Source organism: Flavobacterium fructosi, from assembly GCF_042787335.1.
Taxonomy (GTDB): Bacteria; Bacteroidota; Bacteroidia; order Flavobacteriales; family Flavobacteriaceae; genus Flavobacterium; species Flavobacterium fructosi.
In genome coordinates this window covers 559468-581493 of sequence record NZ_JBHZQA010000001.1, presented here as the reverse complement: position 1 = coordinate 581493, position 22026 = coordinate 559468, and the positions used below count along the sequence as shown (strand labels likewise).

General features: G+C 33.1%; 20 protein-coding genes. 10 read left to right on the top strand and 10 right to left on the bottom strand.

From position 1 onward, the window contains the following. Window positions 1–6: 6 nt before the first annotated feature. Window positions 7–708, top strand: coding sequence for a hypothetical protein (locus ACFX5D_RS02545; protein WP_379856690.1), 702 nt, complete (start codon window positions 7–9; stop codon window positions 706–708). A gap of 69 nt (window positions 709–777) precedes the next feature. Here ACFX5D_RS02545 and ACFX5D_RS02540 read toward each other — a convergent pair whose 3' ends face one another. The 3 genes from ACFX5D_RS02540 to ACFX5D_RS02530 all read right to left on the bottom strand — a co-directional run bounded on the left by ACFX5D_RS02540 (window position 778) and on the right by ACFX5D_RS02530 (window position 5800). Then, complete coding sequence (locus ACFX5D_RS02540) at window positions 778–1500, bottom strand: hypothetical protein (RefSeq protein ID WP_379856689.1); 723 nt, start codon at window positions 1498–1500, stop codon at window positions 778–780. Window positions 1501–1624: 124 nt separating this feature from the next. Then, the gene (locus tag ACFX5D_RS02535) at window positions 1625–4090 is read right to left on the bottom strand and encodes a TonB-dependent receptor (RefSeq protein WP_379856688.1); all 2466 of its coding nucleotides are present in this window, start codon (window positions 4088–4090) and stop codon (window positions 1625–1627) included. Between the two features lie 12 nt (window positions 4091–4102). Further along, entirely contained in the window at window positions 4103–5800 is a 1698-nt protein-coding gene (locus ACFX5D_RS02530) for a M23 family metallopeptidase (RefSeq protein WP_379856687.1), read from the bottom strand. Between the two features lie 179 nt (window positions 5801–5979). On the opposite strand from ACFX5D_RS02530, the gene ACFX5D_RS02525 reads away from it, so the two are divergent. From ACFX5D_RS02525 to rny, 3 genes are all read left to right on the top strand, one after another. Further along, window positions 5980–6270, top strand: coding sequence for a hypothetical protein (locus ACFX5D_RS02525; protein WP_379856686.1), 291 nt, complete (start codon window positions 5980–5982; stop codon window positions 6268–6270). 8 nt (window positions 6271–6278) lie between these two features. Further along, window positions 6279–6572 carry a cell division protein ZapA gene (locus ACFX5D_RS02520; protein ID WP_379851077.1) on the top strand — a complete coding sequence of 98 codons (294 nt, stop codon included), beginning with the start codon at window positions 6279–6281 and terminating at the stop codon, window positions 6570–6572. A gap of 207 nt (window positions 6573–6779) precedes the next feature. Beyond that, complete coding sequence (gene rny / locus ACFX5D_RS02515) at window positions 6780–8342, top strand: ribonuclease Y (protein WP_379856685.1); 1563 nt, start codon at window positions 6780–6782, stop codon at window positions 8340–8342. Between the two features lie 96 nt (window positions 8343–8438). On the opposite strand, the gene xerD is transcribed toward rny, so the two are convergent. The 3 genes from xerD to ACFX5D_RS02500 all read right to left on the bottom strand — a co-directional run bounded on the left by xerD (window position 8439) and on the right by ACFX5D_RS02500 (window position 10764). Beyond that, the gene (xerD, locus tag ACFX5D_RS02510) at window positions 8439–9338 is read right to left on the bottom strand and encodes a site-specific tyrosine recombinase XerD (protein ID WP_379856684.1); all 900 of its coding nucleotides are present in this window, start codon (window positions 9336–9338) and stop codon (window positions 8439–8441) included. Window positions 9339–9414: 76 nt separating this feature from the next. After that, window positions 9415–10005, bottom strand: coding sequence for a hypothetical protein (locus ACFX5D_RS02505; RefSeq protein ID WP_379856683.1), 591 nt, complete (start codon window positions 10003–10005; stop codon window positions 9415–9417). 168 nt (window positions 10006–10173) lie between these two features. Next, complete coding sequence (locus ACFX5D_RS02500; protein WP_379856682.1) at window positions 10174–10764, bottom strand: porin family protein; 591 nt, start codon at window positions 10762–10764, stop codon at window positions 10174–10176. A 362-nt stretch (window positions 10765–11126) separates the two neighbouring features. Here ACFX5D_RS02500 and ACFX5D_RS02495 point away from each other — a divergent pair, with 362 nt between their 5' ends. The 3 genes from ACFX5D_RS02495 (at window position 11127) to ACFX5D_RS02485 (ending at window position 14730) form a co-directional block, all read left to right on the top strand. Further along, complete coding sequence (locus ACFX5D_RS02495; protein ID WP_379856681.1) at window positions 11127–11690, top strand: porin family protein; 564 nt, start codon at window positions 11127–11129, stop codon at window positions 11688–11690. A gap of 77 nt (window positions 11691–11767) precedes the next feature. Continuing rightward, window positions 11768–12181, top strand: coding sequence for a type II 3-dehydroquinate dehydratase (locus ACFX5D_RS02490; RefSeq protein ID WP_379856680.1), 414 nt, complete (start codon window positions 11768–11770; stop codon window positions 12179–12181). 59 nt (window positions 12182–12240) lie between these two features. Continuing rightward, window positions 12241–14730 (top strand): DUF5686 and carboxypeptidase regulatory-like domain-containing protein, encoded by a 2490-nt coding sequence (locus ACFX5D_RS02485; protein ID WP_379856679.1) that lies wholly within the window; start codon window positions 12241–12243, stop codon window positions 14728–14730. Window positions 14731–14833: 103 nt separating this feature from the next. On the opposite strand, the gene ACFX5D_RS02480 is transcribed toward ACFX5D_RS02485, so the two are convergent. The 4 genes from ACFX5D_RS02480 to ACFX5D_RS02465 all read right to left on the bottom strand — a co-directional run bounded on the left by ACFX5D_RS02480 (window position 14834) and on the right by ACFX5D_RS02465 (window position 18311). Continuing rightward, entirely contained in the window at window positions 14834–15703 is an 870-nt protein-coding gene (locus ACFX5D_RS02480) for a cation diffusion facilitator family transporter (protein ID WP_379856678.1), read from the bottom strand. Window positions 15704–15810: 107 nt separating this feature from the next. Then, the gene (gene murA, locus ACFX5D_RS02475; RefSeq protein WP_379856677.1) at window positions 15811–17121 is read right to left on the bottom strand and encodes a UDP-N-acetylglucosamine 1-carboxyvinyltransferase; all 1311 of its coding nucleotides are present in this window, start codon (window positions 17119–17121) and stop codon (window positions 15811–15813) included. A gap of 99 nt (window positions 17122–17220) precedes the next feature. Then, window positions 17221–17937 (bottom strand): DUF4290 domain-containing protein, encoded by a 717-nt coding sequence (locus ACFX5D_RS02470; RefSeq protein WP_379856676.1) that lies wholly within the window; start codon window positions 17935–17937, stop codon window positions 17221–17223. 89 nt (window positions 17938–18026) lie between these two features. Continuing rightward, complete coding sequence (locus ACFX5D_RS02465; RefSeq protein WP_379856675.1) at window positions 18027–18311, bottom strand: DUF493 family protein; 285 nt, start codon at window positions 18309–18311, stop codon at window positions 18027–18029. A 147-nt stretch (window positions 18312–18458) separates the two neighbouring features. On the opposite strand from ACFX5D_RS02465, the gene ACFX5D_RS02460 reads away from it, so the two are divergent. The 3 genes from ACFX5D_RS02460 (at window position 18459) to fmt (ending at window position 21924) form a co-directional block, all read left to right on the top strand. After that, window positions 18459–18998: an AAA family ATPase gene (locus ACFX5D_RS02460; RefSeq protein WP_379856674.1), complete on the top strand. Its 540-nt coding sequence runs from the start codon at window positions 18459–18461 to the stop codon at window positions 18996–18998. 83 nt (window positions 18999–19081) lie between these two features. Further along, complete coding sequence (locus ACFX5D_RS02455; RefSeq protein WP_379856673.1) at window positions 19082–20977, top strand: RecQ family ATP-dependent DNA helicase; 1896 nt, start codon at window positions 19082–19084, stop codon at window positions 20975–20977. Next, entirely contained in the window at window positions 20977–21924 is a 948-nt protein-coding gene (fmt, locus tag ACFX5D_RS02450; RefSeq protein WP_379856672.1) for a methionyl-tRNA formyltransferase, read from the top strand. The genes ACFX5D_RS02455 and fmt overlap by 1 nt, the downstream gene beginning before the upstream one ends. Window positions 21925–22026: the final 102 nt, after the last annotated feature.

Sequence of the window (22026 nt, the reverse complement as noted above, 5' to 3'; positions counted from 1 at the left end):
ATAAAAATGTACCTCAATAATCCAAATATAAAACTGCCAGAAGATCCAAACACAATCGTTTGGAAATACCTGGATTTGTCTAAGTTTTTGGATTTATTGATGTCTCAAAAGTTATTTATGTCTCGTTCTGATAAATTTGAGGATCAGTACGAAGGCACTTTTAGCGAACCTACATTTGAAGAAATCAGGAAATTATCCATTGACAATCCTGACTTTTTGAACTATTACAAAAGTCATCGGGAAAGGGTGGCTATCAGCAGTTGGCACATCAATGAATATGAATCGTTTGCGATGTGGCAGATTTTCACGCAGAACAGCGAAGGATTAGCGATTCAATCCACGATTGGGAGACTACAAAACGCGCTGCAACCTGAAACAAATTTTGATCAGCATATTGGAGAAGTCAATTACATCGATTACAAAAAAGAGTACATTCCGTTTGACGATATGTTTTTCCCTTTTCTGTTTAAACGAAAAAGTTTTCAGTACGAGCGAGAAGTCCGAATCATCACTGATATTGCCGAAAATAATATCAAAATTAATGAAGGTTTAAAAATCAATGTTAATATCAACCAATTAATCGAAAAAATTTACATTCATCCAAAATCAGAAAATTGGTACAAAAATTTAGTAATTCAACTGGTTTCCGAATTAGGTTTTAATTTTGAGATTGAAAAATCTGACTTAGAAAGTGACATTTTGATTTAACTCTTTCTGCTATAGTTTGGAAGAAAAATCATTAATTGAGAATCACTGCTAAAATCCTAAATTAAAGCATTAAACCGGCTTATAACTAACGACTTTCCAGTCTTTCTTTGACAAATCGATATAGTTGTAATGCACCACATCTTTATTATCAAATTGTCCATTTTTATTAGTATCCTCAACAGTTCTAAAATACAAGTAGTTTTTAGATTCCATCAATTTCCAATCAATTAATTCTTGAAAATCATCGGATACTTTAGTGAATTTTTCACCGCTTATTTTACTAATATACAAAGCTTTAATATCGCTAGTATCTAATTTTCCATCCTTATTGGTGTCTACATCAACCATCGTATAAACCATAATTTGATTCTTGGTTTTAACAGAAACAGATTTTAAATAGGTAGCGGTTTGAATTAAAACTGGTTTAACCGTCAATGCTTTTATAGAATCAGAGTCTACACGCTGAAACTTTAAATTCTGCAAAAAACCAGTGATTTCATTTTCTCCATAGTTAGATATTGTAAAACTCAAATCATTCACACTAGAAGATCCATATCTCGTTTTAATCCCTTTTTCACGAATACTTAAATCGCCAACTGGATGAATCAAATAATCGGTACCTTCCATCTGAATAGGTAAATCAGCAATTGCTATTAAATTAGAATCCGTTTTTGCCATACTTTTTCCTTTATTACTTGCATCATAAGTAACTTTTGGTTTTTCTTGATCTTCTTTGCAGCTGGCTAAAAGCAAAACAAATATTCCTAATAAAGTGATATGTAACTTTTTCATGATGGTATACTTTTTATAATAAATTCAAATGTAATCATTTTTAAAAACGGTAACGGCATTCTTTTATTGATTTGTATCAGAAAAATCGTTTCAACCCTTATTAAAATTCCTTGTTTTACTTCAATTACAACTTTACATTTAATTTCACATTAAAAACCCTTGTTGTCATATAATTTGGAATTGCGTATTGATTTTTGGAATACACATCGCGAACCCAAGTATTCGTAATTGCATTTTGGTTATCAAAGAGGTTAAAAATCTCTAATCCTATCTCTAATTCTTTTAAGCTTTTTAACCATTTTCTGTTAATATTCGTACTTTCATTAATAAGCACTTTTGAGAACCCGACATCAGTTCTGCGGTAATCTTTCAGCCTGTTTTGGTATAAATATGGATCTGCATATGATGGCGATCCACCAGGTAAACCAGTATTATACACCAAATTTAAATACAACTTGACACTCGGAATATTAGGCATAAAATCTTGAAATAAAAGTCCAAATTTTAATCGCTGGTCCGTAGGTCTGGCAATAAATCCTCTATCGGCACTATTTTCTTCTGTTTTTAAGTAGCCAAAACTCAACCAAGATTCTGTTCCGGGAACAAACTCACCATTCAACCTTACATCTAATCCCTGCGCATATGCTTTAGCATTATTCGTAGCTGCATAACGTATGCGAACGTTATCAATCGTATAGGTATTAACATCCGTCAGCGACTTATAATACAACTCTGAAACCAGTTTGAAAGGACGATTCCACATTTTGAAACTATAATCATTACTCAAAACAAAATGAATGGATTGCTGTGCCTTTACATTAGGTTGCACTACTCCACTGGCATCCCGCAACTCCCTATAAAACGGTGGCTGATGATACAATCCTCCAGAAAGCCTAAAAACCATATCTTTCTCCCAATTGGGTTTTATAGCAAATTGAGCTCTTGGACTAATTGTCATCTGTGACTTGCCAGCTATATTATCTCCTAAAACTTCCCAATTATGAATTCGCACTCCTGCATTATACCAAACTTCACTGGAACCTATATGCTCTTTACGACTCCATTGTCCATAACCCGAAAATCTATTGATGGTATCAAAATTAGTGGCTCTCACATTTTGGTATGGAACTAAAGGTCCTGTGTAGGGAGAGTAGGGCTGGTCATTTTTAGGCAAAATTATAATTGGAGGGTTTATAAAAAAGCCCGCTGAATCGATTACTTCCCACTCTACCACTCTATCTCGTATAGATTCTCGTGTGTATTTTACTCCCCATTCCAATTGGTTTTCTTTCCAATCATAAATTCCTTTTACCTCTGTATTGACAATTAAGGCATCTAAATCGTTCCGAGCATGATTCAGTTGTGTTCCAATTCCTCTAGTAAAATCAACATTACCATACGTTTCAGAACCAATATTAGCATCCACTTCTCCCAAACGGTATTGTGCAAAAATGTCAAAATATTCTTGTTCTAAAGTATGAAAAACGGACCCGATAAATTTTAAAGTAAAGTTAGTATTTACCTTAAATGTAGATTTTAAAGCTCCAAAATAAGTATCATATTTATCTTTCTCCTGTCCCTCATAATAAATCAAAAGCGCCATCGGTTTATCAAGCGTTCCAAAATTAGTTTGGCGCGTTAATGGCTGATAATGGTATTTGTTCTGAGAAATATTCCCTAAAAAACCCCACTGCCATTTAGACGAAGCCTGATAATTTATGTTTGTTTGAATATCCGCAAATGAAGGGGTGAAGTTAGTTTGAGTATCCTGACTTTTTACCAAAAGACTGTTATTTCGATATCTTACCCCAGTAATCGCTGACCATTTATTATTTTTAGAAACGGCATCTACAGACACGCTTCCGCCAAGAAGACTCGCTTCAAGTGTTGCTCCAAATTTTGTAGGTTTTCTATAAGTGATATCCAAGACTGAGGATAGTTTATCTCCAAATTTAGCTTGAAAACCACCAGCGGAAAAATCAACATTTTGCACCAAGTCGGTATTTGTAAAACTTAATCCTTCTTGCTGTCCGGACCGAATAAGAAAGGGACGGTAGACTTCAATTTCATTTACATAAACCAAGTTCTCATCATAGTTCCCACCGCGAACCGCATACTGCGTACTCAGTTCATTATTCGAATTCACTCCAGGCAAGGTTTTTAAAATATTCTCAATACCGGCATTAGCGCCAGGCATTTTCCGAATAACTTCAGGTTCAATTGTAATAATTCCTTGAATTCTTTTTTTGTTTTTGGATACAATGATAACTTCTCCCATTTGTTCCTGATACTCATTCATTACCAAGTTCATTTCATAGTCTTCATTAGGTTTTAATAAAATAGAAACGGTAGTTTTTTTCAAAGAAACATGCGTAAAAACAACTGTCATTTTTTGATTTGCAGGAACAATTAAATCAAAAAAACCATTCGCATTGGATTGTGAAGAATTACCTATACAGACAACATTTACATTCGCAATTGGTTGATTGCTGGAGTTCAGAACAATTCCTTTAATTCGAGCATTCTGGCCCGTTGCAGCAAACCCAATACAGAAAAAAAAGAAAACAAGTATTAATCTATTCGTACTCAAATGATTTGGTTTTTATTTTTTTTGACTTCTAAAAAAATGAGTCACAAAGGTAGCAGAATTTCCTACATTATCAATTACAACAACTTTTAAATCATTGGCACCTTCGACCACAATTCCATCGCTAAAATTATGTGTTATTTTTTTAGTTTTATTATCATATTCGAATAATATCCAGTTGCCGTTCAAATAGCCGTTATATGATTTTATACCTGATAAACTATCACTTATGCTAAGTTGAATTGTCTTTTGCTCACTTAACCACTTTCCTTCAATTGGTTTTGAAATGCTAATTATAGGAGCAACTGTATCCAAAACTAAAGCAAACTTACCTAAGATCTTTGACTTTGCTGTAAATAAACTGTCTTTACGAAAGGTAGGAAGGTAGCTTATTTTTTTTCCATCAATCATACCAATAAATAGTTTGCTTCTTTGAGTCTCACTATATTTAATGTCTTCAATGGAAATGGCAAAATTAGTATGAGCCGGAACGGTATCATCATGAAGAAATAAAGTGTTGTTTTTAACATCAAAATTCATATCAAAATCATCATAGAAAGTGCCGGCAGGAAAGAAAACAGACATGTTCTCTTTGGCGAAATTGGAATCTTTGTTTGCTTTTACAAAATAGTTAGATACACCTCGCTCCTTGTCAATAATAGTGGACAATAAATCGTATTGAATAGGAATTGAAACAGTTGTTTTATTTCCATAAAAATCAGAAACTTCAATACGGCAAACCGATGCTAAATTTGGGAGTACTGAAAATATCCCATTGGTCTCATCGGTTTTAATGATACTTAACCCATATTTATTTTTCATAAATAATTTTTGAATCCTTTGATCCATCGTTTTATATCTCGAATAGTCGATCAGTGCGTTCATGTATCTCATTTCATCAAAAGAATAGGTGTCAAATTGATAACCGAAGTTTGGTTTTCCATTGCAAAAAGACTGTATCTTAAATACTCCATTTTTGTTGAAAGAAACATCATCGTAATCAAAAGTCGAAATTCCGAAACCTATTTTCCCGTTGGAAATTACTTTCTCTGCCAAATAACTACCGTCCTTTTGCAAAGACAAATTTAATAATAAAGGCCTCTTAGAATGATTGATAGTTGTTTTAGAATCTAACGGATATACATAAACAGCAGAAATAATAGGTTTTTTTGTATCTCTTATGTTTTTATCAAAACCAAAAAATAATGGGTTTATCACCTTCTCCGTTTTAGTATCCCGAATCTCAAAATGTAAATGTGGTCCCTCGGAAGCACCTGTATTTCCAGAAAGCCCTATTATTTGTCCTTTTTTGACAACCAATTCATCTAGTTTTAGAAACATTTCAATCTCAAATGACTTCTCTTTATAGTGGGTCTTTATAATGTATTTTTCAATTGTATCATTAGCGCTTTGCAGATGCCCATATACTGACGTAAATCCGTTGGGATGGGTAATGTATATTGTTTTTCCATTACCAAAAGTTGAAATTTTAATTCTTGACACATATCCATCAGCAACAGCGTGCACCTTCAATCCTTCCTTTTGCATTGTTTTTAAATCAAAACCTGCATGGAAATGATTGGGCCTTAATTCTCCAAAGTTTCCTGAAAGCTGCATCGGTATATCAAGTGGCGGACTAAAATAGTCTTTTGGATATTCTGTCTGAGCAAAAAGAGAACTGCTAAATAAAAATAAAAAAACAAAAAGTTTCATTCGAATAGATTTTTGCTAAGATAAAAAAAAACTACCTAATACAAATTAGAAACGAAATCAAATCACAACTTACTGAATTACATTGGATTGATTTTTTTAACGTAAAAAAATCAATAAAATATTGCAATAATAAAAAGGAATACTAACTTTGTAAGATTAAGTAATGAAATAGCAATATAATGAGTGTAATTGCAGAAATAATTAATACTCTTGAAAATAAGGTTGAAAAACTTTTCCTGAAAATGAAAAGTTTAGAGAAAAACAGTCAAGATTTAAAAATTGAATTAACAAAAGCTGCACAAGTCATACAAACTCAATCTCAAGAGATTGAAGCGCTAAAAACGCAGTGTGAAACACTAAAAATGGCAAACGCATTACTAGGCAGTGACGAAAATAAAAGAGATACGAAGCTTAAAATAAATTCATTAATTCGCGAAATTGATTACTGTATAGCACAACTATCAGATTAATAATAGATATGGACGAAAAGCTTAAAATTAAAATATCAATTGCAGACAGAGTTTATCCGTTAACGGTTGAATTGTCTCAGGAAGAAGGCCTTAGAAGCGCTTCAAAGAAAATTGATGTGATGATTAAGCAGTTTGAAGAAAATTACGCAGTTCGTGATAAACAAGACGTATTAGCCATGTGTGCTTTACAATTTGCATCACAATCAGAACAAAAACAAATTGATAATGCTATTGATGGTGAAGCAACCATTGAAAGAATAAAAAAAATCAACGCGCTTTTAGATCAATATCTCGACAATTAAACGTTCTTTACAAAAGACTAAGATACTGCCTACATTAGTTCACATTTGGTAAACTCAACACTAACAATTTAGAATGAGCAAATCATCGTTACTATAACAAGCCAATTCAGTTTGGAAGTTTGAACAACGAGTTAGCTCAAAACTTGTCATTCCGAGTTTATTCAATCTCACTAATGTAGGCTTTTTTATATATAAATTTTAACAAACATGGACATAGTAACGATCATCATTTCAGGAATTATAGGTATTGTAGGGGGTTTTGGAATAGCCAAAGTAATTGAAAAAAGCAATATTTCTAATTTGATTAAAAATGCTAAAAAAGAAGCTGCATCAATTTTAAAAGACGCTAATCTTGAAGCTGAAAACATAAAAAAAGATAAAATACTTCAAGCAAAAGAAAAATTTATCGAATTGAAATCAGAGCATGAGCAAGTAATCCTTTCACGTGATAAAAAAGTAGCAGAAATAGAAAAAAGAATCAGAGATAAAGAATCTCAAATTTCTAATGAATTATCAAAAGCTAAAAAGGTTAATGATGATTTTGAATCAAAAACGTTAGAATACAATACTAAAATTGAAGTTTTAGACAAAAGACAAACTGAAGTTGACAAATTACATAAAAGTCAATTGCAACAACTGGAAGTTATCTCCGGATTATCTGCCGAAGATGCTAAAAACCAACTAGTTGAAGGTTTAAAAGCCGAAGCTAAAAGCAAAGCAATGTCGCATATTCAAGATACTATTGAAGAAGCGAAATTGACAGCACAACAAGAAGCAAAGAAAATTATTATAAACACTATTCAGAGAGTTGGAACTGAAGAAGCAGTAGAAAACTGCGTATCGGTATTCAATATTGAATCTGATGATGTTAAAGGTAGAATTATTGGTCGTGAAGGTAGAAATATTAGAGCGCTAGAAGCAGCAACTGGAGTTGAAATCATTGTAGATGATACACCAGAAGCTATCATACTGTCTTGTTTTGATCCGGTACGTAGAGAAATAGCTCGTCTGGCTTTACACAAATTGGTAACTGACGGAAGAATTCACCCTGCCCGAATTGAAGAAGTTGTTGCTAAAACCGCTAAACAAATTGACGATGAAATTATAGAAGTTGGTAAACGCACCGTTATTGATCTGGGAATTCATGGATTGCATCCGGAATTAATTAAAGTAGTTGGGCGTATGAAATACCGTTCTTCGTACGGACAAAATTTATTGCAACACTCCCGTGAAGTTTCTAAACTTTGTGGAATCATGGCAGCTGAATTAGGTCTGAATGTAAAATTGGCCAAAAGAGCCGGTTTATTGCACGATATTGGTAAAGTTCCTGATGCAGAAAGTGATTTACCTCACGCTTTGTTAGGAATGCAATGGGCTGAAAAATATGGTGAAAAAGAAGAAGTTTGTAATGCAATTGGTGCTCACCACGATGAGATCGAAATGAAATCATTATTATCTCCTATTATTCAGGTTTGTGATGCTATTTCTGGAGCTAGACCGGGTGCAAGAAGACAAGTATTAGATTCTTATATCCAACGTTTAAAAGATCTGGAAGAAGTAGCTTACGGATTCAGTGGTGTAAAAAATGCTTACGCTATTCAAGCTGGTAGAGAACTTCGTGTTATCGTAGAAAGCGAAAAAGTTTCAGATGATAATGCTGCTACTTTATCTTTTGAGATATCACAAAAAATACAAACAGAAATGACTTATCCAGGTCAAGTTAAAGTAACTGTAATTAGAGAGACAAGAGCTGTCAATATTGCAAAATAGTCCTTCTCTAATTCTAAATAGATAATGCAAAAAGACTTATTGATTCAAAATCGATAAGTCTTTTTTTTATGGAATCTTTAATCTAAACATTATTTACTAACTCTTTCTGGGATGAAAAGTATTAATTACTTCTCTCAAAAACTTTCTGTCAAGATGCACGTAAATCTCCGTAGTGGTTATTGACTCATGTCCCAGCATTAATTGAATAGAACGCAAGTCAGCACCATTTTCCAGAAGATGCGTCGCAAAAGAATGCCGCAATGTATGTGGGCTTATATCTTTATGCAAATCAATTTTTACCGCTAAACTTTTAATAATGGTAAAAATCATAGCTCGCGTCAATTGTTTACCCCTTCTATTCAAAAATAAAGTATCTTCAAATCCCTTTTGAATACTTAACAGAGTTCTGTTATTGTTTTTATAAATTTGAATGTACTTCTGAGTCAAATCCCCAATAGGTACGAAACGCTGCTTATTTCCTTTTCCTGTAATTTTTATAAATCCTTCATCAAAAAATAAATCAGAAATTTTAAGAGCTGTCAATTCCGAAACTCGAAGTCCACAACCATAAAGCGTTTCCAGTATAGCTCTATTGCGTTCGCCCTCGTTCGATGTTAAGTCAATTGCTGCAATTAGTGCGTCAATTTCAGCAGTTGTTAAGGTATCCGGTAGTTTTCTACCTGTTTTAGGTGTTTCAATCAATTCAAGAGGATTAGTTGCACGGTAATCTTCAAATATCAAATAGCTAAAAAAACTCTTTAAACCAGAAATGATTCTGGCTTGCGAACGGGGATTAACTTGTTTTGAAACACTATAAATGAATTGCTGCAAAGTCTCCTCTCCTATTTGTATGGGAGAAACAGCAATTTCATTTTCAGTAAGAAAAAGTCGTAGTCTATCAATATCGAAAGAGTAATTTTCGATCGTATTCTTTGACAAACCTCGTTCGATTTTCAAATAAGATTGATAGCTTTTGATGTATGAATTCCAATCCATGTTTACAAAGTAAAGATTTTTTTAGACATAAAAAAACCTCCTAAATTAGAGGTTTTAAAATAATTCACAAAAGAAGTTATTTGCCCCATTTGCCACCACCTACATAAAATCCCAAATGAATTCCTAGATATGTATTGGAAACTGTCCCTCTATTATTACCATCCATATCGTGTAAAGTCGATTCCGGTACTAAGTTATATTCCACTCCCATTCTAAATTTCCCCCACTCAAAACCACCTCTAACTAACCCGCCAAAATTACTTGTGGCATCTAATGTTACGTTATTTGAACTATTAATATCATCAAACTGAACATTCCCTACCGTATAAAATCCTGCACCTCCACCAATATAAGGAACAAAACTTTTACCTAATTTGTTAAAGTAATAATCATAAGTAGCAACGTAGGAACTATTAGCCGAAACTGTGGCGCTTGTGCTAGTACCCGAATCATTAATATCTCTAACTATTCCTGCAGCACCTATCCGCAAACCCACATTCATATTGTCTTTAATATTATATTTTGGTTCAATAGAAAATAACACACCTGCCCCACCTTGTGCTGGAACAAATCCAAAATCTAAACCAACTCTGAATCCACCCTCTTTTTGCGAATAGCAAATTGTAAATACTAAGAATGCCGAAACTGCTAAAATTACTTTTTTCATTTTTATTTTTTTAAAATATCTAAGACAAATCTAATTAATTGTTAAATATAAAATTACTATTTATACTACAAAAAAAAACATACACCAAAATCCATTTTAAAAAAGTTCCTTTCGTAAAAAAACCTTCCGCTATAACGGAAGGTTAATCAATATGTTTTTTTTAGAACGTTAGAATTTGTATCCTAGCGAAATTTGAAAAACAGAATTTTTTGACTCTGACTCCCCTGGGAATAAATCTTTTTGTATTCGTGTTAAGCCTAAATTATAGCGCGCGCCAAGCATAAATTTTTCAGCAAAATAATAACCAGCACCAAAACCCAAACTTATATCAGTCGATTTTAACTGATCTTTAATATCTTCAGAAACGCCGCCAGATTTTGCTTTGGCAGACACCAGAAAACCAATTTGAGGTCCAAATTCAAGACTAAAAGTATCAGCCACGTAATATTTAGCCATGACTGGAATATTGATATAGTCCAATTTCAAATCGCCATTGTCACCACCAGACTCCAATTTTACCCCTTGTGCGGAATAAAGTAGCTCCGGCTGAATTGCAAAATTATTGCTTATCATAAATTCGCTAAAAAAACCTACATGAAATTCTATTAAAGATTTTGAATTTACACCGTCTTGATCAGTGTTAGTAACGGAAGAAACATTCAAACCACCCTTCACTCCAAACGACATATCTTCCTTGTCTTGAGCGTTCACAAAACACACTGTGAAAATTAATACTAATAATAAAGTAATTTTTTTCATGATTAATTATTTAAAATTTATACCAACAAAGTTAAAAAAAGCAAACTTTGAATTGTCATTAATGAATTAAACTCGTTGATTGTCAGTATATTACAGATATAACCGCATAAAAAAAGAAATAAGTAAGATTTATTTTTCATTTTTTGGCATGAAAAATGCGACTGCACAACAAGCAAGCCTATTATTTGAGGTAGATAAATGATAATAAATTAAGAAAAATACTGCTTTTAAATTTTGCTAAATAAGCTTATTTTTGTTTTTAAAATATTTCTGACTATTATTTTGTTTACTAATTGTAGGCAATAATTGTCAAAATTGAGAGTTTTAAGTTTAAATAATTAATACAAATTAAATACCATTTTATGAAAAAGACAATCTTCGTTACCGTTTTACTTGTTGCAATATCGATGAATATGCAAGCACAATTAGTTAAATTTGGAGTTAAAGCTGGAGTAAATTATGCCAATCAGAATGGATCTGATATTATAGTAAATAACACAAATTACACCACTTCAGCCATTACAAGTTACCATGCGGGTTTAATTGCCGAAATAAAACTTGTAGATAGTTTTGCTATTCAGCCAGAGTTACTTTATTCGACCCAAGGAGCAACTTACAAAAATGCCGGTGAAGAGTTTAGAAATGAATTAGGCTACTTATCAATCCCTGTCTTAGCAAAAATTAATTTGAACAAATTTGTTAGCCTTGAGCTAGGACCACAAGCATCATTTTTATTGAGTGAAAGAAACAATTTTGATGTTAAGGATGCAAATACTTTTGATTTTGCAGTCGTTGGAGGTCTAGGACTAAATATTACAAAGAGTCTATTTATTCAAGGTCGTTATGGCTTAGGATTAACTGATGCCTCGAAAGATGCACAAGTGAAAAACTCTGTTGTTCAAGTTTCAGCAGGTTTTAAGTTCTAAGAAAATTAAAATATATTTTTTTTTTAAAACCGTTCCATAAATCGGAACGGTTTTTTTATTTTTACAAAAACAACCACATGAAAATTAGTATTATTAATGGGCCTAATCTAAATCTTTTAGGAAAACGTGAGCCCGAAGTATATGGAAATCTAACTTTTGAAGAGTATTTCACTACTTTGCAAATTAAATTTCCTGCAATAGAATTTACCTATTATCAAAGCAACATCGAAGGGGAATTAATCGATAAAATTCAGGCATATGGTTTTTCTTTTGATGGAATTATATTAAATGCTGGGGCTTATACGCACACTTCTATAGGAATTGGCGACGCTGTAAAAGCCATAACTACACCCGTGGTTGAAGTGCATATTTCGAATACTTTTTCTCGTGAAAGCTTCAGGCATCAATCCTACATTTCAGGTAATGCCAAAGGGGTAATTCTTGGATTTGGTTTAAAAAGTTATGAATTAGCAATACAATCTTTTCTTTAGTTTAATATCAAAATTATGTAACATTACTTACAATTAAGCGTCTTATAAAAAACTAAATTATGAAGAATGCTTACTTGTTTGTATTATTAGTGTTATCTTTTTATTCCAATGCCCAAATCAAAGGGACCATCTCTGACGAAAAAGGAAAGCCATTACCTTTCGTAAGTGTCTATGAAGAAAGCACCTATAATGGCACTACTTCTAATGAACAAGGAAACTATCAGCTGAATATAAAATCAGGTGGAAAGAACAAAATAGTTTTTCAATTATTGGGATTTAAAACTAAAAATATAGCAATTCCAACAGAAAAGTCCTCTTTTATTTTGGATGTAAAAATGCTAGAGGAAAGCTATTCCCTAAACGAGGTTATAATCAACAAAAAAAATAATCTTGCCATAGCAATTATAAAAAGTGCAATTGCATCCAAAAAAGAAAATTCAGAAAATACAGCGCGATACACAGCCGATTTTTATTCGAGAGGATTATTTAAGATTAAGGATTTACCCAAGAAAATAATGGGAATGAAGGTTGATATAGGCGATGACATGGCTACGAATCTTGATTCAACCGGTAGTGGTATTTTATATTTATCGGAAACTGTTTCAAAAATAACTTTTGAAAAGCCCAACAATTTAAAAGAGAGGATTGTTGCTTCCAGAATTTCAGGAAATAACAAAGGGTATAGTTATAATACAGCAAAATCATCTACCTATGATTTTTATAATAATACTTTAGAGTTTGGAATCAACATGATTTCGCCCATTGCCGATAATGCTTTCAATTATTATAAATTCAAACTTGAAGGCACTTTTTTTAATGAAAACAATCTGCAAATCAACAAAATAAAAGTCACTCCAAACCGTGATAAGGAACCCGTTTTTGAAGGATATATTTATATTGTCGATGACAGTTTTGCAATTTACGCCATAGACCTTGACATAAAAGGATATAGAATAAAAAATGAATTTACTGATATAATGACCTTAAAACAAAATTTCAGTTACAATTCCAAAAACAAAATTTGGTCAAAAAACTCTCAAAGTCTGGCCTTTAATGCCGGAGCATTTGGCGTAAAGTTTTCTGGAAAATTCAATTATGTATATACCAATTATGAATTCCCTCTTACTTTCGAAAAGAAAACCTTTGGGAATGAAATTTTGAGTTTCGAGACAAATGCCAATAAAAAGGAAGATGCCTTTTGGAATACCATTCGGCCAATTCCTTTGACAATAGAAGAAAGTAACGATTATATAGAGAAAGACAGCCTTCAAACCATCAGAAAATCCCGAAAGTATATGGATTCAATTGATGCGAAAAACAATAAATTCAAATTTATCGCTTTAATAATGGGTTATGATTACAAAAACACTTTCAAAAAACATTCCTTTAAATACAATGGATTACTGGATTTGAGCTCTTTAAGTTTTAATACCGTTCAAGGTCATAGTCTTAGTTCTGGTTTTTCGTTCAAAAGTTGGGATGAAGAAAAAGGGAAAAACACTTCGATAAGTACTACTATCAATTACGGTTTCGATGAAGATCGTTTGCGCGCCACTGGACAATTTACTCACCAATTCAATAATCAGAATTACGCTACTTTATATGTAATAGGAGGAAGTTCCGTAAAGCAGTTTAATCCCAATGAACCCATCAGTAAAGTTTTAAACACGATAAGTACATTGGCATTCAAGAATAATTTCATGAAACTGTACAACCTAGAATCAGCGGCAATTGGCTTCAGCCAAGATATTGCAAATGGAGTGAACCTATATGGAAAGATAGAATACCAGCAACGGAAATCATTATTCAACAATACCGATTTTTCATATTTTAACAAAAACGATTTATACACCTCGAATAATCCTTTGGCGCCAAATGATTTCACTAATCCGGCTTTTGAAAAACACCATTTAACAAAAGCTAATTTGCTTGCAAAAATTAATTTTGGGAACAAGTACTCTTCTCGTCCCGACGGCAAATTCAACATTAGGAACAATAAATATCCAACTCTTTATTTGGAGTATGAAAAAGCATTTGCCGGAAGCGAAAAAAAATATGAGTTCGATCATCTAAATACACGACTTTATTATGATGTAACATTAGGAAACAAAGGAAATTTTGCAATGAATTTAAAAGCAGGAAAATTCTTTAATGCTGACAATATATCTTTTGTAGATTACAAACATTTTAACGGAAATCAGACGCATATTGGTCAAACAGTTCGTTATTTGAATGTTTTTAATTTATTGCCTTATTACTCCAATAGCACAAATGACCGTTATTTTGAAGCCCACATGGAGCACAATGAAAAAGGGTACATCATGAATAAAATTCCTTTGTTGAATAAACTGAAATCTACAATGGTTTTAGGATTCCATACTCTTGCCGTTCCAAATTCGAAACCTTATTCTGAATTTACTATTGGTCTTGACAATCTTGGTTATGGAAAATTCAAACTGTTTAGAGTTGATTATGTTCGTTCGTACCAAAACGGTTACAAAGGCGATGGTGTTGTTTTTGGCTTGAAGATTTTAAATGTTTTGGAGTAAAACAACAACGATAAAATAGTTTAACAACCAGAAAGAAGGCACGAGAAATAATCTTCTTACACCTTTTTTAATTTTATAAATTTAAAAAATGATTTTAACAATACTATTTATTTGGCTCTACATGAATTAAAATATGTCCTAATTCCGGAATTTCTTGTTGCAAAGTATCTTTGAGTTTGTGCGCCAATTCGTGCCCTTCTTTTACAGAAATAGTCGCATCCACTATAGCATGAAGATCTACATGATATTGCATTCCTGCTTTACGAATAAAACATTTTTCGGTATCAATTATTCCATCAACCTGAAGGGACACTTTTCTAATATTTTCAATTAAGTCATCATATAAATGCTCGTCCATAATTTCTCCAAGAGCTGGTCTAAAAATCAAATAGCTATTAAATAGAATGAATCCCGATGCAAAAAGTGCCGCCCAATCATCTGCCGACTCGTACCCTTTCCCTAAAATTAAGGCCACCGAAATTCCAATAAACGCCGCAACAGAAGTTATAGCATCGCTTCTGTGATGCCACGCATCAGCTTTTAAAGAGGAACTATTAGTCTCTATACTTCTTTTCATTACTATTCGAAAGGAATATTCTTTCCAAAGAATTATTGCTCCAAGAACATAAAGAGTCCACGATTTAGGCAAATCATGTGGCGTTTTAATATTACTGATGCTTTCATATGCAATAATCGTGGCGGAAGTAATCAAAAATCCTACGACCAAAAAAGTAATTAACGGTTCCGCTCGACCATGTCCATAAGGATGATTTTTATCTGCCGGTCTATTAGAGTACTTGATTCCGAACAACACTAAAAATGACGCAAAAATATCGGTTGTAGATTCAATAGCATCCGCTATCAAAGCATACGAATTGCCAAAAAAACCAGCTAAACCCTTTATAATCGCCAAACTAATATTTCCGATGATACTAAAATATGTAGCCTTTATTGCTGTTTGTTCGTTTGACATAATTACATTTAATTAAATAAAATAAAATCGTTTAAATAAACCCAATTGAATGTCACTATTCAAAATCTACCGGTTTACTTAAACGATTTTTAGTACTGCTTATATTTTTACGCACGAATAATATGAGCACCAATGGCTCTCAATCGTTCGTCAATACGTTCGTATCCTCTATCTATTTGTTCAATATTCTGAATAGTACTCGTCCCTTTCGCGGAGAGGGCTGCAATCAATAATGAAATTCCAGCACGAATATCTGGTGAAGACATTGTCGTAGCTTTCAACTGTGATTTAAAATCGTGTCCCATAACAACTGCTCTATGCGGATCACACAACATAATTTTTGCTCCCATGTCAATCAACTTGTCAACAAAAAATAATCTGCTTTCAAACATTTTTTGATGAATCAAAACATCTCCTCTTGCTTGCGTGGCTACCACTAAAACAATACTCAATAAATCGGGCGTAAATCCGGGCCAAGGAGCATCTGCGATGGTAAGAATAGAACCATCAATATCTGTTTTGACCTCATATCCATCAACGTGAGCCGGAATATAAATATCATCCCCTCTTTTTTCTAACGTGATTCCTAATTTTCTAAAGGTATTTGGAATAACACCAAGATTTTCCCAGCTTACATTTTTGATGGTAATTTCGCTTCTCGTCATGGCTGCTAATCCAATCCACGACCCAATTTCGATCATATCTGGAAGAATTCTATGTTCACAACCTCCAAGACTTTCCACTCCTTCAATCGTCAATAAATTAGAGCCAACACCTGTAATATTGGCGCCCATAGCGTTCAACATCTTACAAAGTTGCTGCAAATAAGGCTCGCAGGCTGCATTATATATTGTGGTTCTTCCTTTTGCTAAAACAGCAGCCATCACAATATTTGCCGTTCCAGTTACTGAGGCTTCATCAAGCAGCATATCTGCTCCCGTTAATCCATCTGTAGCTTCAACACCATAAAAATGATCTTCTCTGTTGTAACGAAATTTCGCTCCTAAATTAATAAAACCCTCAAAATGCGTATCTAATCTTCTGCGGCCTATTTTATCTCCTCCAGGTTTTGGAATGTACCCTCTGCCAAAACGAGCCAATAATGGTCCAACAATCATAATAGATCCACGTAAAGATCCGCCTTCTTTCTTAAAAGCTTCAGTTTCTAGATATTGTAAGTTAACTTCATCTGCCTGAAAAGTATATGACCCTGATCCAGTTTTCTGAATTTTCACGCCTAGATTTCCTAAAAGAGTGATAAGTTTATTGATATCAATAATATCCGGAATATTATTAATTATTACTTTTTCCGGAGTTAAAAGAACAGCACATAAAATTTGCAATGCTTCATTTTTGGCTCCTTGTGGCGTAATTTCTCCTTTTAATGGAATACCACCTTCTATTTTGAAAATTCCCATATTTTTTTTTAAGTTTCTGCGGAACTGAAGCAATAACCTCTGAGATTTTAGCTAATTTTTTTAGTCTTAGCACCTCAGGAAATTAGGGCCTTAGCACTCTTATTTTGGATTATTTTTTTGAAATGGTTTTGGTTTTCCTGTTTTTAAATTCTTGTTACTTAAAATTTTTGGCTGACCAACAGGCAAAATTTTATTAGAAACACGTTTATTTGTTCTCAATAAATCTGTTGTGTTCAATAGTTCTTCTGTACTTTGAAGTAAGTTTAATTTTCCATCGGATAGTTCATAGAGATGTTCAAAAATAACATCATCCTTTACTGTGTCTTTATTCCAACTTAAATAGGATTTTTTCATGTGATTAGCTATAACTTTCACTAACGCATTTTTCATTTCGCCTTCCTCCCATTTATTGGCTACATCAATCATGTATTTTATATTGTTGCCGTAATACCTGTATTTTGGAAAATTTTGAGGATATTGTAATACATCCGGTTTCAGTTGCAAAACTTCACGTGAAGGAATTGGATACGGGGAATCCGCAACTAACTTAAAATCAGACATAATAAAAATCTGATCCCATAACTTGTGTTGAAAATCTGGAACATCACGCAAATGAGGATTCAAGCTACCCATAACCTGAATGATGTATTTTGCCGCCTTGTTGCGCTCTACAGGATCTTCAATTTTAGTTGCCTGATCAATTAGCTTTTGCAAATGACGTCCGTATTCCGGAATAATCAAATGAGACCGCTCCGCATTGTATTCCAAATGGTGAACAACATCGTTCGAGTTTTCTTTTATATATTTTGAATTCATATTCGAATGTATGTATTTTTGATTTCGTATGCTACTATTCCCGAAGATTTATAATCATCCGAGTGCACCATCCAGAATTTTTTTCTCATTTAAAGAGAGACAATACCTTTGATTGTAGAAACTTCTAGGTATTTATCTACTATTTCTTGCGCATCTTTGACAGTGACGTCAACAGATATACTGGTAAATTTCCCAGTTTTCGATTTAGTGGTTTTTATAACTGCACCCATGCAATCAAATGCCAATTCAACGCGCTCAACGTTATCATTTTCAGTAGGCACTATAAATTTAAATAAGTACAATGCTGGCCATGTATTACTCATATCGAGCTCCACTTTTAATCTGTCGTAAAATTCTTCCGTCGCTTTGTCCATTTCCTTTTAAAAAATAAAGGCAAATATACGGTTTCAAAAGTAAATTATGAATATTGAAATATGATTTTTTGTCTATTCTTATTTTAACGGCAATCATTTTTTCAAATCCCGATAAGTTTAAGTAAATTTGCGCCTTATTTTTTAAAAGTGCAGAAAGAAATCATAGTTATCATTGGCGGTCCCGGAACAGGAAAAAGTACTATCATAGACGGATTGATAGCTAACGGATATTGTTGTTACCCCGAAATTTCTCGGGAAGTAACCTTGCAAGCCAAAAAACAAGGAATTGAACAATTATTCCTAGAAAAACCGCTATTATTCAGCGAATTACTTCTTGAAGGAAGAAAAAAGCAATTTCAAGACGCTTCCCAAGAACCTCACGATATTGTATTTATAGATAGAGGAATTCCTGATGTTTTGGCCTATATGCATTATATAGGGGATGGTTATCCTGACTTTTTTGATGCTGCCTGTCGCGAACATACTTACACAAAAATCTTCATTCTACCGCCTTGGGAAGACATATACATTAGCGATGGAGAACGTTATGAAAACTTCGAACAAGCCAAAATCATCTATACGCATCTCGCTGAAACCTATCAAAATTACGGCTACGATCTCATAGAAGTACCTAAAGACACCTTAGATAACAGAATTCTTTTTATCTTAGATGAAATTTCTAAATAATTTGAGAATTACAAATTGGGATTTACGATTTTTTCATATTGTATAACTTAAAATCTAATCCCGAAGTCTCGGGACTGTAATCTATGCAAGAAGCAGTAGCTATTCTTCGAAAATATTGGAAACATGATAAATTTAGGTCACTGCAAAACGAAATTATTAATTCTGTTTTAAGCGGTCAAGATACTTTTGCATTGATGCCAACCGGTGGCGGAAAATCAGTATGTTTCCAGATTCCTGCGATGATGAATGAAGGCATTTGTTTAGTGATTTCCCCTTTGGTAGCTTTAATGAAAGACCAAGTGACTAATTTACAAAGGAGAGACATAAAAGCGATTGCTTTAACGGGAGGCATCCGATCAGAAGAAATGATTGACCTGTTGGACAATTGCCAATTCGGGAATTATAAATTCCTTTATTTATCACCAGAACGGCTTCAATCAGACTGGATATTGGAAAGAATAAAAAACCTTCCCATCAACTTAATTACTATAGACGAAGCGCATTGTGTTTCGCAATGGGGACATGACTTTAGGCCTGCCTATTTAAAAATTTCCTCCTTAAAAATACATTTTCCAAAAATACCTTTCTTGGCTTTGACGGCAACAGCAACTCCAAAAGTAAAAGAAAATATTATCAACGAATTAGGATTGCAGAATCCACAAATTTTCGAAAAATCATTTGCAAGGGAAAATATTGCCTATATGGTTTTTGAAGTAGAAGATAAACTTTTCAGAATTGAACAAATACTAAAAAAAAATCCAGAATCTTCCATAATCTATGTGCGAAACAGAAAATCGTGCTTGGAAGTTTGCTCGCAACTTCAGTCTTTAGGGTTTAAAGCAACGTATTATCACGGAGGACTTTCGTCCAAGGAGAAAGACAAGAACATGCAGTTGTGGATGAATGAAGAAGTTCAGGTCATTATTGCCACAAATGCCTTTGGAATGGGAATTGACAAAGCCAATGTAAAAACGGTAATTCATATTCAGTTACCGGAGAATTTGGAAAATTATTATCAGGAAGCTGGACGTGCGGGAAGAACTGGTGAAAAAGCATATGCTGTTTTATTAACAAGTCCTTCGGATATACTTCAAACCGAAAGTCAATTTATAAATATCCTCCCCGATAAAAACTTTCTAAATCAAATGTATGTAAAGCTTTGCAATTATTTCCAAATCGCATACGGGGAAGGAATCAATGAACAATTCACTTTCAATTTGAATCATTTTTGTATAAAATATGGTTTTCCTATATTAAAAACGTACAATGCCATGCAATTTATGGATAGACAAGGAATACTTACCCTGTCTCAGGAATTTTCTGAAAAAATCACTATGCAATTTTTAATTCCTTCCAAAGAAGTGATTCGTTATATGAGTTTAAATTCGAATGATGAGGAAATTATATTAGCAATATTGCGAACATATCCGGGAATTTATGAGATGCAAACTGCTTTTAATTTAGAATTAATTGCAAAAAAATCGAATCATGCTTCAGCAGAAATACATGCCGTTTTAAAAAAATTAAAAGAAAAAGGCCTTATTGAATACCATTCGAAAAATAATGATGCCACATTAATTTTCAACGAAGTTCGGGAAGATGAAAGAACAATTAGCAGAGTTTCTAAATATTTAGAAAATCAAAATCAATTAAAAAAGGAACAACTCAAAGCTGTACTTGATTATATCAATGAGAAAAAAGTTTGCAAAAGCAAATTAATTTTGAATTATTTTGGAGAAAAAGTCAGCACTGATTGTGGCATTTGTTCCTACTGCATCACAAAGAAACAACAAAAACCTAATGTCATTTTACTTTCAAAAGCAATCATCACTTTACTAGAGACCGAAGATTTAAATTCAAGAGAAATTCAAAATAGGACTAAAAATAGTCCGGACGAAGTCATCTTTGCATTGCAACATTTACTGGATAACAGTGCAATACGTGTAAAACCAAACAATAAATATACTATAAGATCATAATGAAAAAATTACGAATTGTTTTCATGGGAACACCCGAATTTGCAGTTGGAATTCTGGATACGATAATCAAAAACAACTATGAAGTTGTGGGTGTCATTACCGCAACCGACAAACCAGCAGGCCGTGGACAAAAAATAAAATATTCTGCAGTAAAAGAATTTGCATTAGCCAATAACCTTACTTTATTACAACCTACAAATCTAAAAGACGAAACTTTTTTAGCTGAATTAAAAGCCTTGAATGCCAATTTACAAATTGTAGTTGCTTTTAGAATGTTGCCAAAAGTGGTTTGGGAAATGCCTTCATTAGGAACATTTAACCTTCACGCTTCTCTCCTACCCAATTACAGAGGTGCCGCACCCATAAATTGGGCAATAATTAATGGCGAGAGTAAAACAGGTGTTACCACTTTTTTTATCGATGATAAAATCGACACGGGAGCCATGATCATAAGTTCAGAAATAGAAATTGGAGACACTGAAAATGCCGGACAATTGCACGATAGATTAATGGACTTGGGCAGCAAGACTGTTATTGATACTTTAAAACTTATTGAAAAAGGAAATATAACCACTATTATTCAAACTGAAAATTCAGCTATAAAAACGGCATACAAACTAAATAAAGAAAACTGCAAAATAGATTGGACAAAGTCAGCTTTGGAAATCAATAATTTAATCAGAGGATTGAGTCCCTATCCGACTGCTTGGTGCTTCTTTAGAGACAAACTTGAAGAGTGGAATGTGAAAATTTATGAAGCAAAAGTTATTTCAGAAGATCATTCCTATGCCATTGGTCATTTGATTTGCACCAAAAAAGAAATGAAAATTGCTGTGGCAAATGGATTTATTCAAATATTAAATTTGCAATTTCCGGGAAAAAAAAGGATGACTACAGCCGAATTACTGAACGGAATTTCTTTTACTGAAAATTCAAAAGCCTATTAACGTCAGTAAAATGGGCGTTTATCGATGATTTTAGCACGAAAAATACTGCTTTATGAACAAAAAAAATAAGTTATCAACAAAACGAGCTAAAAATAGCTAAAA

Excerpts from the sequence above, each read along its gene's own strand:
- fmt (WP_379856672.1), top strand. The coding sequence starts at position 20,977 with ATGAAAAAATTACGAATTGTTTTCATGGGAACACCCGAATTTGCAGTT.
- ACFX5D_RS02485 (WP_379856679.1), top strand. The coding sequence starts at position 12,241 with ATGAAGAATGCTTACTTGTTTGTATTATTAGTGTTATCTTTTTATTCC.
- ACFX5D_RS02490 (WP_379856680.1), top strand. The coding sequence starts at position 11,768 with ATGAAAATTAGTATTATTAATGGGCCTAATCTAAATCTTTTAGGAAAA.
- ACFX5D_RS02540 (WP_379856689.1), bottom strand. The coding sequence starts at position 1,500 with ATGAAAAAGTTACATATCACTTTATTAGGAATATTTGTTTTGCTTTTA.
- ACFX5D_RS02500 (WP_379856682.1), bottom strand. The coding sequence starts at position 10,764 with ATGAAAAAAATTACTTTATTATTAGTATTAATTTTCACAGTGTGTTTT.
- ACFX5D_RS02470 (WP_379856676.1), bottom strand. The coding sequence starts at position 17,937 with ATGAATTCAAAATATATAAAAGAAAACTCGAACGATGTTGTTCACCAT.
- ACFX5D_RS02465 (WP_379856675.1), bottom strand. The coding sequence starts at position 18,311 with ATGGACAAAGCGACGGAAGAATTTTACGACAGATTAAAAGTGGAGCTC.
- murA (WP_379856677.1), bottom strand. The coding sequence starts at position 17,121 with ATGGGAATTTTCAAAATAGAAGGTGGTATTCCATTAAAAGGAGAAATT.
- xerD (WP_379856684.1), bottom strand. The coding sequence starts at position 9,338 with ATGGATTGGAATTCATACATCAAAAGCTATCAATCTTATTTGAAAATC.
- ACFX5D_RS02505 (WP_379856683.1), bottom strand. The coding sequence starts at position 10,005 with ATGAAAAAAGTAATTTTAGCAGTTTCGGCATTCTTAGTATTTACAATT.
- ACFX5D_RS02455 (WP_379856673.1), top strand. The coding sequence starts at position 19,082 with ATGCAAGAAGCAGTAGCTATTCTTCGAAAATATTGGAAACATGATAAA.
- rny (WP_379856685.1), top strand. The coding sequence starts at position 6,780 with ATGGACATAGTAACGATCATCATTTCAGGAATTATAGGTATTGTAGGG.
- ACFX5D_RS02530 (WP_379856687.1), bottom strand. The coding sequence starts at position 5,800 with ATGAAACTTTTTGTTTTTTTATTTTTATTTAGCAGTTCTCTTTTTGCT.
- ACFX5D_RS02525 (WP_379856686.1), top strand. The coding sequence starts at position 5,980 with ATGAGTGTAATTGCAGAAATAATTAATACTCTTGAAAATAAGGTTGAA.
- ACFX5D_RS02480 (WP_379856678.1), bottom strand. The coding sequence starts at position 15,703 with ATGTCAAACGAACAAACAGCAATAAAGGCTACATATTTTAGTATCATC.
- ACFX5D_RS02520 (WP_379851077.1), top strand. The coding sequence starts at position 6,279 with ATGGACGAAAAGCTTAAAATTAAAATATCAATTGCAGACAGAGTTTAT.
- ACFX5D_RS02495 (WP_379856681.1), top strand. The coding sequence starts at position 11,127 with ATGAAAAAGACAATCTTCGTTACCGTTTTACTTGTTGCAATATCGATG.
- ACFX5D_RS02545 (WP_379856690.1), top strand. The coding sequence starts at position 7 with ATGTACCTCAATAATCCAAATATAAAACTGCCAGAAGATCCAAACACA.